Source organism: Bacterioplanoides sp., from assembly GCF_965219715.1.
Lineage (GTDB): Bacteria > Pseudomonadota > Gammaproteobacteria > Pseudomonadales > Oceanobacteraceae > Bacterioplanoides.
On record NZ_OZ244785.1, the window covers coordinates 649,315 to 663,835 of the forward strand.

At 48.6% G+C, this 14,521-nt stretch carries 10 protein-coding genes; all 10 read left to right on the forward strand.

Going from position 1 to position 14,521, the window contains the following annotated elements; translation table 11 throughout:
- Positions 1 to 5 precede the first annotated feature (5 nt).
- On the forward strand, positions 6 to 1,328 hold the full coding sequence (locus ACOQOZ_RS03490; RefSeq protein WP_420590897.1) for a glycosyltransferase family 4 protein: 1,323 nt from the start codon (positions 6 to 8) through the stop codon (positions 1,326 to 1,328).
- Positions 1,318 to 2,838, forward strand: a complete 1,521-nt coding sequence (locus ACOQOZ_RS03495) for an oligosaccharide flippase family protein (RefSeq protein ID WP_420590898.1) — start codon at positions 1,318 to 1,320, stop codon at positions 2,836 to 2,838. Before ACOQOZ_RS03490 ends, ACOQOZ_RS03495 begins: the two co-directional genes overlap by 11 nt.
- 197 nt (positions 2,839 to 3,035) lie before the next feature.
- Complete coding sequence (locus ACOQOZ_RS03500) at positions 3,036 to 3,389, forward strand: STAS domain-containing protein (protein WP_420590899.1); 354 nt, start codon at positions 3,036 to 3,038, stop codon at positions 3,387 to 3,389.
- A gap of 34 nt (positions 3,390 to 3,423) precedes the next feature.
- A complete protein-coding gene (locus ACOQOZ_RS03505; protein ID WP_420590900.1) occupies positions 3,424 to 4,512 on the forward strand; it encodes an OmpA family protein in 1,089 nt (362 codons plus the stop codon).
- Positions 4,513 to 4,514: 2 nt separating this feature from the next.
- Complete coding sequence (locus ACOQOZ_RS03510) at positions 4,515 to 6,869, forward strand: SLBB domain-containing protein (protein ID WP_420590901.1); 2,355 nt, start codon at positions 4,515 to 4,517, stop codon at positions 6,867 to 6,869.
- A complete protein-coding gene (locus ACOQOZ_RS03515) occupies positions 6,866 to 7,636 on the forward strand; it encodes a CpsD/CapB family tyrosine-protein kinase (RefSeq protein WP_420590902.1) in 771 nt (256 codons plus the stop codon). Before ACOQOZ_RS03510 ends, ACOQOZ_RS03515 begins: the two co-directional genes overlap by 4 nt.
- Before the next feature lie 40 nt (positions 7,637 to 7,676).
- Positions 7,677 to 10,673 carry a PAS domain S-box protein gene (locus ACOQOZ_RS03520; protein ID WP_420590903.1) on the forward strand — a complete coding sequence of 999 codons (2,997 nt, stop codon included), beginning with the start codon at positions 7,677 to 7,679 and terminating at the stop codon, positions 10,671 to 10,673.
- Positions 10,674 to 10,731: 58 nt separating this feature from the next.
- Positions 10,732 to 12,171: a response regulator gene (locus ACOQOZ_RS03525; protein ID WP_420590904.1), complete on the forward strand. Its 1,440-nt coding sequence runs from the start codon at positions 10,732 to 10,734 to the stop codon at positions 12,169 to 12,171.
- A 43-nt stretch (positions 12,172 to 12,214) separates the two neighbouring features.
- Positions 12,215 to 13,627: a sigma-54-dependent transcriptional regulator gene (locus ACOQOZ_RS03530; RefSeq protein ID WP_420590905.1), complete on the forward strand. Its 1,413-nt coding sequence runs from the start codon at positions 12,215 to 12,217 to the stop codon at positions 13,625 to 13,627.
- Complete coding sequence (locus ACOQOZ_RS03535; RefSeq protein ID WP_420590906.1) at positions 13,614 to 14,516, forward strand: gluconeogenesis factor YvcK family protein; 903 nt, start codon at positions 13,614 to 13,616, stop codon at positions 14,514 to 14,516. The genes ACOQOZ_RS03530 and ACOQOZ_RS03535 overlap by 14 nt, the downstream gene beginning before the upstream one ends.
- The last annotated feature ends 5 nt before the right edge of the window (positions 14,517 to 14,521 follow it).

The following is a 14,521-nucleotide window of genomic DNA, read 5'->3' on the forward strand; positions in this document are numbered from 1 at the left end:
CAGTTATGAAAAAAATCGCCTATCTGGTTCCGGTGTTTCCGGTCGCAAGTGAAACCTTTATAACCACCGAAATTAAAGCCTTACAGCAGCAGGGTTATGACGTACAACTGATCTGCCTGGAGCGTTCTTCTCAGCCTTGTTTACAGGGTGATGAGGCCATTCTGGAGCAATCGTTATCAGTTGAAGAAGTACCGCTAAATCAGCTGTTTTCGACAACTTTGTGGCTGATTTTTAAGACATTTTTCTCAACGCTGTTAATAGCAAAAAAACGTGCATCCTTTATATCTGGCCTGCGTTTTTTATTTGCCCAGCAAGGAGTGAGGCCTAGATCACTCTTCCTGCAAGCGCTGAAGATAATTCACCTGGTTCAACAAACCGGCTGCCAGCATATTCATGCTCATTTTGGTTGGGCGCCGGCTGGCAATGGCATAGTTGCCGCGCGGTTGTCGGGGTTGCGTATTTCATTCACTTGTCACGGTTCGGATGTTTATAAAACGCCCCAGGACTTGCAGATTAAATTGCAGAATGCGGATTTTGTTGTTGCAGTTTGCAAACGAATGTACGAACAATTTCGCCAGCTGGCGCCGAATACCGCCATTGTGCATCTGCCATGTGGCGTTGATACGCAGTTATTCAGTGCTGGTGAAGAAAGGTCCGGGCAGTCGAGCGAGGCACAGGCAAACAGCGCAGCGGACCTTCGGTTTTTATTTCTGGGGCGGCTGTCTGAAACCAAAGGTGTGGATTACCTGATCCAGTCGCTGGCGCAGCTTCCGGAAGAAAAGCGAGTTGTGATCGACATAGCCGGAGACGGTCCTATGTCGCAAGAACTGCGGGCGTTGACCGATCAGCATCAGCTCGGGCGCTGGCTGAATTTTATTGGCCGGGTAGAGCGGCGCTGGGTAACCGAGGAGCTGAAACACTACCACGCGGTTGTGCTGCCATTTTGTAAAACGGCGGAAGGCATTATGGATACCGGCCCGCTGACATTAAAAGAAGCGATGGCATGTCAGGTACCGATTGTCACCACCGATATAATGGCCGATGGTGAAATTCTTGATGGCGCCAGCGCCTGGGTCTGCCGCCATAACGACGCTGAGGACCTGGCAGCCACGCTGTCGCAGTTGATTGATCAATTGATGCAATCCAACTCGGAATCGTCAGTGATTCAGTCAGATTCTGTCCATCCTTCACTACAGCGTCGTATTGATCTGGCGTATCGGAAAGTCACCAATGATTTTGATGCGTTACTGCTGGCCCGACGACTGGGGCAATGGTTTGATGCTGAGGCGCCTGCCAGCGAGCGTAAGGAACATCATTATGGCGTCTGAGATTACGGCAAGTGCTCAGCCGGAGACTGACGATGCACAGGCCTGCGGAAAACAGCAGGCGGCTAATAAACAAAACCCCAGTGGTTTAAGCCAGGCTGTGTATTACGGCATCGGTATTCTGATGATGAAGGGCATATCTCTGCTGATGATGCCTTACGTCACTCGACAGTTGGATCCGGCCGCATACGGACTGCTCGAAACCCTGCTGATTCTGGCCGATATCGGCACCATTGTGATTGGTTTTGGCCTGGTGGAGGCTCTGTATCGGTACGTGAACGGTGAGCGTCCAAACGATGCCAGTGTTGTTGCTGGCTGCCTCAGTCTGGCATTTGCCATTACGTTGATGGCTATCGCGTTATTGGCACTGTTCGACGATGGGTTGCTCAGGTTGTTACCCGCAGGCATCGAGGTTTATCAGATCTGGCTGATTGCCATTCCCACCTTTCTCGAAGGATTTATCGCCATTCCGCTCACCCTGATGAGAATGCAGTCACTGGCCAAGCAGTTTTGTCTGGTGAATGTGGCTAAAGCAATTATCCAGGCTGGGTTAGTGATTGTGCTGCTGGAATTGGGGGGGGGCATTGATGCCATTCTGATTGCCGGGGCGATAGCCAGCACCTTGATGATCATCGCCTTGTTGCGCTTTCAGTTCTCTTTCTTTGATCAAGCTGGTTTTTTCGACTGCCTGAAACACTGCGACCTGAGACGAATTGGTCGTTACGGCGCGCCGATTGTGCTCAGCCGTATCGGTTTGTTTGCAATTACCGGGCTGGATCGTTGGTTATTGGCGGATAAGGTTGGGGTGGAGCAGTTGGCTATTTATGCCATCGCTGCAAAATTTGCCTTGGTTTTAGGCTTGCTGATGCAGCCCTTTGGTTTGTGGTGGTTCCCTCAGCGAATTCGACTGTCGCAACAACCCGGTGGAGACAAGCAGTGTGCTGACTATGCTTTGCTTGGTGCCAATATGGGAATCTTCCTTGGTGCGGCGATGATGATGACGTTACCCGCGTTTCTGATTCTGGCGCTGCCGGTCGATTATCATGGCGCTGCCACATTGGTGATTGGGCTGGCGGTTGTTGGAGCTATAAAAAACGCCGGAGATCTGCTTAATCTTGGCTGTTTCAGCGGGGATTCCAGTCAATCGCAAATGTGGATTCAGTGGTGTGCAGCCATTCTGGCGGTCGCTGGCTACCTGTGGCTTATTCCGCAGCAGGGTGTCTGGGGCGCCGTGATGGTATTGGCTGTCGTTTATGCAGTTAGACTGTTGTTGTTTTATTGGTACAGCCAGCGTCGGCTGTATTTACCTTATCAGCACAAGTCCTGGATTATCACCCTGATTGCTTCTGCGTTTTCCGCAGGTTCGTTATGGCTTTTAGCGCCGCTACTGAGTGTGGCAGGTCAATTAGTCAGCGGACTCTTAACAAGTCTCGTCTTGCTGGCAGTCTTATTCTGGTTTGGTGTCTTCCCTCAATCGCTGATCTCAAGCCTCGCAGGACGCTTTTCAAAATAGCCGGAACTGCTTTGCAATTTGCAATGCATTATCAGAATGCCTGAGGGCAGCCATTGATTTACCGTAGATAATACTTTCTTAAAACGGGTTAAGTTGTTGAATATAAAGAGCTATTTGCAACTGGCATTGCGTTTGCTCCTATTCATTACATAACGAACAACACAGCAGTTCCCAGAGTAAGTAACGGAGTAATGGCAATGAGTATTATCAACTATCAGTGCAATCAGGATCAGGTGGTTAGCCTGAACGGCGATTTCGATGTCACCAGTGTGGGCAGTGCAAAGCCACTTTTTGAAGATCTCGCGGTGAATGGCAGCGATGTCGTTGTCGATTTAAGCGGCGTACGTTTTATCGACTCTTCCGGCATAGGCGCCCTGGTATTCCTCTACAAGCGCCTGGTCGCACAAAAGCACAACATGGTACTGCTGGGCGTAACCGGTCAGCCAAAAGAGCTGCTGGATATTCTCAAGATCACCAATACGATTCCGGTGTTCGATACACTCAACAGTTACCTGTCTCAGAAGGCGGATGACGAGAGCACGGTTCATTAACAGCGCTCATCATTCACCGCCAGGAGACCGGAACATGACCACGCAATTCAAACGATCGAAAAACAGATCAGACGCCAACTGCACAAGCCGCCTATTGCCGATGTCAGCGATTGTAATACTGACTTCACTGATATCCGCTTGTAGTAGTTGGCCAGATCACGGTCATGGTGGTGATGTTCAGGTGGATACAACCCGACAGTATTATCTTGATCAAATCGATGATTGGATTGGAATTCCGGCGGAAAGCAAAGGTGCACTGGAAACTCAGTGGAGCTTGCACAACGTAAAACTGGATACGCTGATTTTGCGTGGTGCGCGTGAATGTATTCCGGCCAGAGTGCGAGAAGTGGTGATGATGTCGAATCGCACCCGTCGCGAACTTGATAGCCACCTGCTGGAAGATGCGCGTAACTCATTAGTGATTATGCACCGTGAAATTGATGAGCTGGAACGTCGCCTTATTTACATCAAGCGACACACAAATTGCCCTGAAAGTCTGGTTCGCGATCAAGCCAAACCAGATGCCTCGATGAAGGCGCGTTACGTTCGATACCAGCTTCAGCAGCTGCTGAACAGCGATTACGCCTTCGAAAACGACTCAGACAAATTATCAATCAGTTACCGCGAACGGGTGTTAGTGGCTGCCCGTTATCTGAAGCAGTATCCGCAATTAACGCTTCGGGTAAATGGTCACACCGATGCTGCGGCAGATTACGATTACAACCAGGATTTATCGCTTCGTCGTGCCAATGCGGTAAAAAAAGAATTGGTGGCGCGAGGAATAGCTGAGGAAAAAATCGAAGTCCGCGCCTTTGGTGAGCATTTGCCTCGGGATACTAACCTGACCTGGGAAGGGCGGATGAACAACCGCCGGGTTCATGTTGAGATTATCGAACCGCAACCACCGCTGGATTATTTTTATCTGCAAATGGATCAGCAGTTCGGATTGATTAATACCCATCCAGACGGCGCGGCAAAACGTGTTAGGGACTGGCAGCCAGTGATCAGTGAAGCATACAAGCCTTACGCATCCGGGGAAGAGTCCGAAAGTTTAAATCAGGATTTCAGTCACTCGCACTTCGATGAGTTTAAACGTCGTCAGTCTGTGCTTGAAGGAGAGTAGTTATGGAATTGCCTACCGCACTGAATAATAAAATCCATGCGTTTCAACGGGCAATCATCGTTTTACTTATGTGTCTGCTGCCTTCGGCAATTACAGCAGAAGCCATTTTAGATACCACCACAAAGGTTGTGGACCCGGAGCTGGAAGTTCTTGCACAGCAGCTGCGTGACATGCTGGCGGTCAACGAACGCGAATCCCAGACCGAGGATCAGCAAGCGAATACAAGTCGTGATCTTGCAGAACCTGCAAACGCAAAAAACTCCACCCAACAAAATCAGCAACCTGATCGCACCACTGAGCGAGATCCAATCATTAATATCGGAGATCGTTTGCATATTTCTTTGGCAGGCGAGGACGAATTAAACAAAGACTTCTCGGTTGATAAACGTGGCGTCATTATTCTTCCGGAAGTTGGAGAGTTTCCACTCGCCGGACTAACCCTGCAGCAGACCGATTTGTCGATTCGACAAGCTCTGTCGACTGTATATCGGGATATTTCGCGACTGGATATTGCAATCAAACAACGTCGACTGTTAATCACCGTATTAGGCTATGTTGAAAACCCCGGGCAGGTTGATTTGCCAGCGGATGCGAATATCCAAATGGCATTATCCCTGGCCGGTGGTCTGAAAACCGGTGCCCAGTTGGACAAAATGCAGATTAAACGCTCCACCGCAAACGGCAAAAAAGAGCAGATATTCGACTATAAGGCATATTTGGATAGTGGTGATGAAAGCCTGATCCCGGCACTGCAAAGTATGGATGTGATTTTTGTACCAGCATCGCCTTTGATTGGTAATGTTCAGGCCGAATTTGATGCAGCAACCTTGATTTCTGGCGGTGATGCGGCAGAGGATCAAACCGCCATTAAGGTATTCGGTGAGGTGCAGAACCCTGGCCTTTTCTCCTTTAAAAATAACAGCACAGTCATTGATGTGATCATGCGTGCAGGTGGTGTAACCCGTTACGCCGGCGTTGAACAAATTCGCATTATTAATAACAACAAACCAACGTTGTTTAATCTGAAAGCCTATCTTGATGATGGCAACAGCCAGAAACTGATTAAGCTGGAAAAAGGCTCCACGGTGTTTGTGCCAATCGCAGCAAAAGAAGTGAAGGTTGGTGCGCGCATGGTGTACGTCATGGGTGAAGTGCCTAAACCAGGCGCATTTGAAAACCAGGAGGGAGCAACCTTTCTCGATATTCTGGCAAATGCCGGTGGTCCAACCCGGTTCGCAGAAACCCGCCAGATTCGATTATTAAGGGCCAACGGAGAAGTTGTGCCTTTTGATTTGCAGGAATATACCGAATACGGCAGCAGCGTTGGCTTGCCGGAAATTAAGCCAGGTGACGCCATTTTTGTTCCGGAAAAAACTGCCACCGACGAGAACTCCTGGCTAAAAGTTCCGCCATCCAGAGCGATTTATATTATGGGTGCGGTACGTCGCCCTGGCCGATATGAGTGGTCGGACGAAATGAATATCTTTGACTTGCTGGCCCACGCAGGCGGCCCGGAAGAACGGGCGGATATCGCGGGCACGCAAATTATTGTGCGTCATTCTGATGGCCGGGTTGAAAGTAAAGTTTTTGATCTGGCGGCATTTAATGAAAGTGGCGGCCACATTAAAGATCTGCCTTTACTAAAAGCTGGCTACACAGTAATGGTACCGGAGTTGCCACAAGACCCAACCGACAATAAAGCCAAATGGTTGCGCCAGGCTCCGGATCGCTCAATTTATGTATTTGGTCAGGTTAATGCGGCTGGTCGTTATGCTTTTGATGCCAGCATGGGGTTCCTGGATATCCTGTCAGCTGCAGACGGTCCGTCGAATAATGCCGATATTCACAACATTCGGGTGATGCACCGCAACGGCGATCAACCACGGGTCAGCAAACTGAATCTGGCGCTGTATTTTGAGACCGGTGATGAAACTCTGTTGCCACGGGTTTTGCCAGGAGACAGCATCTTTATTCCTGAGAAAGATCGCAACTGGCTGGATGAAGAGAAAGAGTCGACGATCCGTGTGCTTGGTTCGGTGGCTAAACCCGGTCGTTATCGCTTTAACGACAATATGACCTTACTAGACTTGCTTGCACAGGCGGGCGGGCCAACCGAAGCAGCGTATGTTGAACGCATTGTTGTGGTGAATGCCTCTTGCTGCCGCGAACAATCAACCTCTTTTGATCTGGTCGAATTTGTTAAAAATCCCGATTTTGCCAACCTACCGGCGCTGCGCGAGGGAGATACTGTGTATGTCCCTAACGTTTCCCGCAGTAACTGGCGAATCTTTATGGAAGGGGTAACAGACGCGCTGAGTATTATTTCAGTCTATGCATTGGGGGCAGCGGCACTATGAACACAATGAAACGGATGAACAGCAACGCAAAAATATCAGAACGATTTGAATTGCCGATCCATTATGCGGAACTGGAGAGCATTTATTCCCAAACCATCGATCGCGGCCTGCGTAGTCTGGCTGTGACGTCGTGTAATGGCGGTGAAGGTACAACCACACTGGCTTGCGCCCTGGCTCGTCGGGCTGAAGCGGGCGGCCATAAGACATTATTGGTTGATATGAATTTCTGTCGCCCGGCGATTGCTGCCGAAATGGGGTTAGAAAACAGTAGCTGGCAGAATCTCGATCAACATCTGACCAGCCAGATTGAGACCACACACGTAGCCGCAGAGTCTGCGGGGTGTCTGGCGGTTCTTCCGGCACCGGTGACGCCAACTGGAAACCTCATGTTGCGAGAAAAACATTATCTGTCTCGCTGCCTGGAGGCCTGGTTGCAGGAGTATGAAGTTGTCATTATCGACACTTCGCCTCTGAATGCGATTAATCGTCATAACCTGCCCGCAGAACGCATTGCAGCTGAATGCGAAGGCGTGTTGCTGATGGTTAAAGCCGGCGTAACCCGCCAAAGCCATCTGAACAGTGCTGTTAATCGACTTAATACCTTGGGAATTCAGCTTTCCGGCTGTGTTTATAACGATGCCCAAAACCCAAGCCTGGCGGACGAGCTGATACGCGAAACCTATCGGTTACAGCGATGGCTCCCTGGGCCAATGGGCTGGATTCGAAAAAAAGTACGAAGTTCTCCACTGTTAAATATGTCGATCTGATTTCCTGCTAGGCTGAGGGTAATGGATTAAAGGATTGCCTATGATCGTAACCAGCCATTTTACCAGGCAGATTGGTCGCAAGCTGAGACGGGTAAATCAGCAGTCACAAAAACGTCAGCAACAACAGTCGCGTAAACACTTACCACCGCGCTCTCAGTTTAAGTTTAAGCCACAATCTCAGCCATACTGCGCTGAGCTGCGCAATACCGTTGGTGATGATCAGAATTTGTACGCGGAACATCTGGTTCTGCTGATGGATCATCTGGCTGACGCTGTACTCGCGTTTGACCTGGATGGTCGTATCGTTAGCCTCAATCGATCAGCCGCAACCATGTTTTCTATTGATGAGCATCGGCTGAAAGCCATCACCAGTTATTTTCACGGGTTTGATATTCAACATTGCCTGCAAAGCGCGTCAGTCAGCTTACGTCGTGGTCAGTCGCCGGACTTCCCAGAGCATGGATTACGCAGTTGGGCACGGCGCAGTGATAACAGCCTGTTTCCCGTCGAGTTATCACTCAGTTACTGCTACCAGCAGCAGGTGCCTTTAATTATTGCGATCGTTAAGGATGTTAGCGAACGCCAGAGAGTTGAGGAAAATCTGCAGGCGCAACAGGCAATCCACTCTGCGGTAATTGATCACAGCACCAATGCGATCATTCTGATTGATGAACACAGTGTGGTGCAGGACTTTAATATCGCAGCTTGCCAGACATTTGGTTATCTCAAAGATGAAGCGCTGGGTCGTGACCTCGGAGAATTGATTATTCCGGAAGAGGCCAGAGCCTTCCATAAAGCCGGAATGCAGCGTTATCTGGAAAATGGCGGCGGGGATTTTATTAATAAACGCGTTGAGGTGGTGGCTCAGCGTAAATCCCGGGAACGTTTCTCGGTTGAACTGACGATTTTCCCTTTACATGCGGGCGGGAAAACAATTTTTGCAGCGGCACTCCAGGATATCAGTGAGCGCAAGGAAAACGAGCAGCGCTTATTACACGCCAAGGAACAAGCCGAGCGGGCAAACCTCTACAAGTCTCAGTTTGTTGCATCCATTTCTCACGAGATTCGTACACCCATGAATGCGGTATTGGGTCTGTTGGGCTTGCTGCAGGAGTCGGAGCTGGATGAGAGTCAGCGACACTTCGTGGATACCGCATTAAATTCAGGCCAGGCGCTGTTGTCGATTATTAATGATGTATTGGATTTTTCCAAAATCGAAGCAGGCAAACTCAGTCTTGAACCAGCGGAATTCTACCCGGCACAAATGTTATACGGCGTTGTCGATTTATTATCTGCCCGGGCGACTGAGTCAGGCGTGGCATTAGCCTGTTTTATCGATCCTGAAATACCTTCCCGCCTTGTTGGCGATCAAAGCCGCATTCGTCAGATTTTGATGAATTTAATTGGCAATGCCCTGAAATTTACCGAAAGCGGATATGTATTGGTCAGGGTTGATTTGATTGGTTGTGACGAAACAAATGTGACGCTGAATTTCTCCATTGAAGACAGTGGTATTGGTATCAGTGAAGAGAACCAACGCCGTCTGTTTGATGATTTTGTGCAGGCTGACGGAGCGGATACGCGTCGCTTCGGTGGCACCGGACTTGGGCTTTCGATCAGTCGAAAGCTGGTTGAAATGATGTCTGGCAAAATTGACTTAAAAAGTGAGCTCGGCCAGGGCAGTTGTTTCTCTTTTGCGATTAGCCTCAACTGCGCAGAAGAGAGCAGATCGGTTTTATCTTCCAGGCTGGAGGAGGTTCATATTGGCTTGACGGTTGGCAGTGGCAAGGATTCTTTGCTGCTGAAAGAACAGCTGCTGTCGATGAAATCTTATATTTCGGTTGTTGATCGAATCGAATCGATTTTCTCTCTGGATCCTGAAGAGCCGATCCAGATTCTGGTTGTTGATTTTCGTTATTTGCCTTACGAAGCCGATCGCTTTATCGATGAGTTTAAGTGTTATTTCCCAAGTACGCCGATTTTGTTATTGATCGAGGGTAATAACCAGGCACTGTTCGAGCACTATTGCGACCTGGGATTCGACGCATGTTTATCGCTATTAAGCCGGCCGGAGCTGCTGGCAAATACAATTCAGACATTGATTGGTAACGAAGATGACGTAATTGATCAGGCCGACCATGCAGTGACGACTCAGTTATCACCGGAAATTCCTTTCCGAATATTGCTGGCGGAAGACAGTCAGGCCAATCAGTTGGTTGCGCTAAATGTACTTCGCACTGCTGGTTACTCGGTGGATGCGGTGGCGAATGGGTTGGAGGCTTTGCGTGCCGTGCAGAGTTTACCGTATGACCTGGTCTTAATGGATCTACAGATGCCGGAAATGGATGGCCTGGAGGCAACACGGCAAATACGTGCCTTGCCAGGAAAGCTGGGAGAAATTCCGATATTGGCGATGACCGCTAATGTTATTGCCGATGTAAAAGCAGAATGCCGTCAGGTTGGAATGCAGGGTTTTATTTCCAAGCCCATTAACAAGCAGGAAATGTTTTCACAGCTGACCAGTTGGTATCGAAAGAAATGTGAGGCTCGTGGTGTTGCAATGCCTGCAGTATCCGCCAGTACTGAATCAGATGGTCGTGAGCGCCATTTGCAAGCGCAAGCGCCGATACCTGACCTGAGCGTGGAAAAAAATGGAGCCCTTAAAAATGAAGAGGCTAATAAGTCGTCAGACGAGGAATTAATCGAAATGGATGTATTGAACTCATTGATTTCTGATACGTCATCTGCAGCGGTAAGGCGCATGTCTGCAGTATTTATTGAAGAGACAGAGCAACGCAGGAAATTTTTTGGTGCTCTGGCCAGAGAAGGTAACTGGACGGGAGTATCCCGAGAAGCTCATACCATTAAAAGCAGTTCAGCCAGTTATGGCGCAATGGCATTGGCCCAGGAGGCGAAGGCCATAGAACTAAGCACGAAAGGCGGGGAGGCTTTGTCGATGGAAAAGGTAGAGCACTTTGACCGGTTGATTGAGACCAGTTTGGAACAGTTGAAGCAGCACCTCGAGCAGGTCTGCTAGAGCCGAGATTATGATCAGCTATCAAAACAGATACGAATGTAAGGAATTTTCGCCAGAAATGATCGCGCCACTGAGGCAAAAAGTCAGTGATTGGTGCGCTCCTGTTGGTAACTCACGGCTCGATCAGTTGGTTTTACTGACCAGCGAATGGCTGACGAATCTGGTCAGGCACCCTGAGGTAATCCCTACAACTGTTGGTTTGGAGCTGAAGGATGACGGCAAAACCTGGATGCTGGATATTGAGGATGATGGTACTTGTCTGAAAACGTTTGAACAGCTTATGTCGTCGGCAGACACGGAATTTGAGGAATTAAAAACCGGCGGTATGGGGTTGGGGCTGATAAAGAGCTTGTCCGATCAGATTGAATATTCAACATCTGACGGCATTAATTGCCTGACCATGAGAATTAATAAACCAGAATCACTGGCGAAGAAAACAATCATGGTTGTTGATGACGATCTGAGCTTGCTGGTTCTTATCGAAGCTTATCTGGAAGATGAATATCAGGTGGAAACTTTCTCTGAGGCGGACGCGGCCTTGCAGTGGCTGAAGCAGCATTCGCCGGATCTGATTCTTTCAGATATCAATATGCCCGGTATGACAGGCGTCGAATTTCGTATAAAGGCGCAGGAGCTTAATAACTCCCTGCCTTTTATTTTCCTTACCGGGGAAGAGAGCGATAATCTGAGTCGACTGGCAATCGATGATGTACTGAAAAAACCGGTTTCAAAAAAGTTGTTGCTCGACAAGCTTGATCGGGTGTTTGTTCGTCATCAACAGCTGCAGCGTGAAATTTCCAGTCAGCTGGCGCCTGCCATTTCCAATCAGCTACATCCGGAAGTTAAGCGTACGACGCCCGGGTTTAAAGTCTATTGTGCGTATCGCACGGCAGAGGGCGGCGGTGGCGATTTTGTCTATCAGCATGACTGCGCCGATGGTCAGTTGTTGATGTTGGCGGACGTAATGGGACATGATCAACAAGCGAAATTCTTTGTGCATGCATACCAGGGGTTCCTGCAAGGTATGGCTGCGGGTTTGTCTGCTGCTGGTTGTGCCATTACCCCGGATGGATTTCTGAATGCGTTTGCCAGTTCGCTTGAGGAGGTCAGTTTGTTAGGGAGTTCACTGCTAACCGCAGTGGCAATAAAAACCGATGGTTCACGAGATATTGAGGTTGCTTCAGCAGGGCATCCTTACCCTTGGTTGTTTGATGGCGACGACTTTCAAACGATTGAGCTGATTGGCGGCCCATTGCTTGGTTTTGTTGGTGGCAGCTATCAATCCGAAAAAATACGACTTGATGGGCCGCTGGTACTATTTACTGATGGATTAATAGAAGATCTCTCAGATGAAGAGCTCGTGACCGTTAAGTCACAAATTAAACAACAACTAATGCAGCCAGAGCCCGACCTTAACCGGGTATTAGACTATTATGATGATAGGTCCGGTGTATCTGTGGCTGATGACATAACGTTATTGGTATTACTGCCAGGATAGAAGTTTTACTTTGTGTTAACGCAGAAGGATTGGGAGAACTGACGTGTCAAGAAAACGGATTCTGATCGTTGAAGATAGTGAATCAATGGCTGAACTCTATAAGGAATATCTACTCGGTGCGGGTTATGAGGTCGATATTGTTGGAGACGGTCAAAGCTCTTTAAGCTATCTCGACGGTGATTTGCCGGAAGCTGTTGTGCTTGATATTAACCTTCCGGATATGAGTGGTATGAACGTACTGCGTCATATTCATGAGAAGCAATACCCATTAGTCAGTTTAGTCATCACCGGTCACGGTTCAGTGGATATGGCGGTTGAAGCTATGGGATTCGGAGCTTACGACTTTATTGAAAAGCCGTTTTCGTCAAAAAGACTTTTAACGACGCTCTCTAATGCGCTTGATCATCAGAGTATGAGCGAAGCGCTGGATAATTTTAAAGATCAGTTTAACCGTGAGGGCTATGAAGATTTTATTGGCTCTTCGTTACCGATGCAGAGTGTCTACCGCATCATTGACAGTTCCGCCAGCAGTAATGCCACTGTCTTTATTACCGGTGAAAGCGGAACCGGAAAAGAGGTTTGTGCTACTTCGATTCACAAGCGCAGCTCCCGATCAGATAAACCATTTATAGCGCTTAACTGTGGCGCGATTCCTCGTGATTTAATGGAAAGTGAAATCTTTGGCCATACCAAGGGAGCTTTTACCGGAGCGGTATCTGCCAGAGACGGAGCGGCCAGTCGGGCCAGTGGTGGCACACTGTTTCTCGATGAATTGTGTGAAATGGATCTCGATCTACAGACCAAATTACTGCGTTTTATACAAACAGGTACATTCCAGAAGGTTGGCAGCAATAAGCTGGAAACGGTCGACGTGCGCTTTGTCTGTGCCACAAATAAAGATCCACTGGAAGAAGTTAAAAAAGGGAATTTTCGCGAAGACCTTTATTATCGCCTCCACGTTATTCCGATTCATTTGCCGCCACTGCGTGAGCGTGGTGCCGATGTTGGGCTGATAATGAATCATTTGCTCAATCAGTATGCATCTGAAGAAAATAAACGTTTTGCAGGTTTCGAAGCTGGTGCCAATATCGCCATGCAAACGTATGAGTGGCCCGGTAACGTCCGACAGCTACAAAATGTAATACGTAACATTGTGGTATTGAATCAGGGGGGCGCAATTACTCAAGAAATGTTGCCACCGCCCCTTAATGAAATTGCTCCTCCGGAAATGGTACCGAACCCGGTACTGAATATAGCGGCGCCAACACAACAGCCGGTGGTGGCAATTGATTCAGCGCAGGGACAGATCAGGCCCTTATGGCAGGTTGAAAAAGACGCCATTGAAAGTGCAATCAAACAGTGCGGTGATAATATTCCCAAGGCGGCAGCGTTGTTAGAGGTGAGTGCCTCGACCATTTATCGCAAGCGCGAGCGTTGGGCAAATGGAAATAATTAATTCTGACCTGAAATTAGTCTGCTTTGGTGGTGGGCATGGATTAGGCCGGCTACTGACTTCTCTGGAGTCACTTGGTGAAAATCTTACCGGTGTTGTGACGACAACCGATAACGGTGGATCTACCGGCAGGCTTCGCCAGGAAGCCGATACAATTGCCTGGGGCGACCTTAGAAATTGTCTTAATCAGTTGTGCCGCCAGCCTAGCATTGGTCAGTTATTGTTTGAGTATCGTTTCTCTACGGAAGGCGAACTGGATGGCCATAACCTGGGCAATCTGATGTTGTTCGCGCTTGAACAAATGTCCGTATCGCCGACCGATGCCATTGACGTTATGCGTGAATTGCTGCATATCAAACCGCGATTACTACCAATGTCAGATACACCTGTCGCATTAACCGGGTTTGATGGTGAAATTGAGGTTGTTGGTGAAGTCGAAATTGATGATCACCATGAGCCTTTTGCTCGCCTTGGGCTAAGTCATAAAGCAGGGTTAACCCCAGAGGTTGCAGATGCAATAAATTCAGCCGATGGCATTTTATTATCACCTGGAAGTTTTATGACCAGTGTTATGCCACCATTGCTGGTTGATGGGGTGTCTGATCTTGTCAATGAATCAAAAAGTAAATTAATTCTCGTAGGTAATTTAGCCCCTGAAAAACTCGGAGCCCGTGATCGTACATATCAACTGACCTTAGATCGTCAGGTGGAATTGTTGCGTGAGGCGGACATCAGAATGCCCGATGTCGTACTGTGGCCAAAGAGCCGCATGAAAGAGGGCACCTGCGAAGATATTGCTTCGATGAAAATTATTGAAGCCGATCTGACGGTCGATGGTCAGCGGCATGATGCTGTGATGCTGAGAGCTGCAATTAATCGATTATTTTTCTGACCTGA

Excerpts from the sequence above, each read along its gene's own strand:
- ACOQOZ_RS03510 (WP_420590901.1), top strand. The coding sequence starts at position 4,515 with ATGGAATTGCCTACCGCACTGAATAATAAAATCCATGCGTTTCAACGG.
- ACOQOZ_RS03500 (WP_420590899.1), top strand. The coding sequence starts at position 3,036 with ATGAGTATTATCAACTATCAGTGCAATCAGGATCAGGTGGTTAGCCTG.
- ACOQOZ_RS03490 (WP_420590897.1), top strand. The coding sequence starts at position 6 with ATGAAAAAAATCGCCTATCTGGTTCCGGTGTTTCCGGTCGCAAGTGAA.
- ACOQOZ_RS03505 (WP_420590900.1), top strand. The coding sequence starts at position 3,424 with ATGACCACGCAATTCAAACGATCGAAAAACAGATCAGACGCCAACTGC.
- ACOQOZ_RS03520 (WP_420590903.1), top strand. The coding sequence starts at position 7,677 with ATGATCGTAACCAGCCATTTTACCAGGCAGATTGGTCGCAAGCTGAGA.
- ACOQOZ_RS03515 (WP_420590902.1), top strand. The coding sequence starts at position 6,866 with ATGAACACAATGAAACGGATGAACAGCAACGCAAAAATATCAGAACGA.
- ACOQOZ_RS03495 (WP_420590898.1), top strand. The coding sequence starts at position 1,318 with ATGGCGTCTGAGATTACGGCAAGTGCTCAGCCGGAGACTGACGATGCA.
- ACOQOZ_RS03535 (WP_420590906.1), top strand. The coding sequence starts at position 13,614 with ATGGAAATAATTAATTCTGACCTGAAATTAGTCTGCTTTGGTGGTGGG.
- ACOQOZ_RS03525 (WP_420590904.1), top strand. The coding sequence starts at position 10,732 with ATGATCGCGCCACTGAGGCAAAAAGTCAGTGATTGGTGCGCTCCTGTT.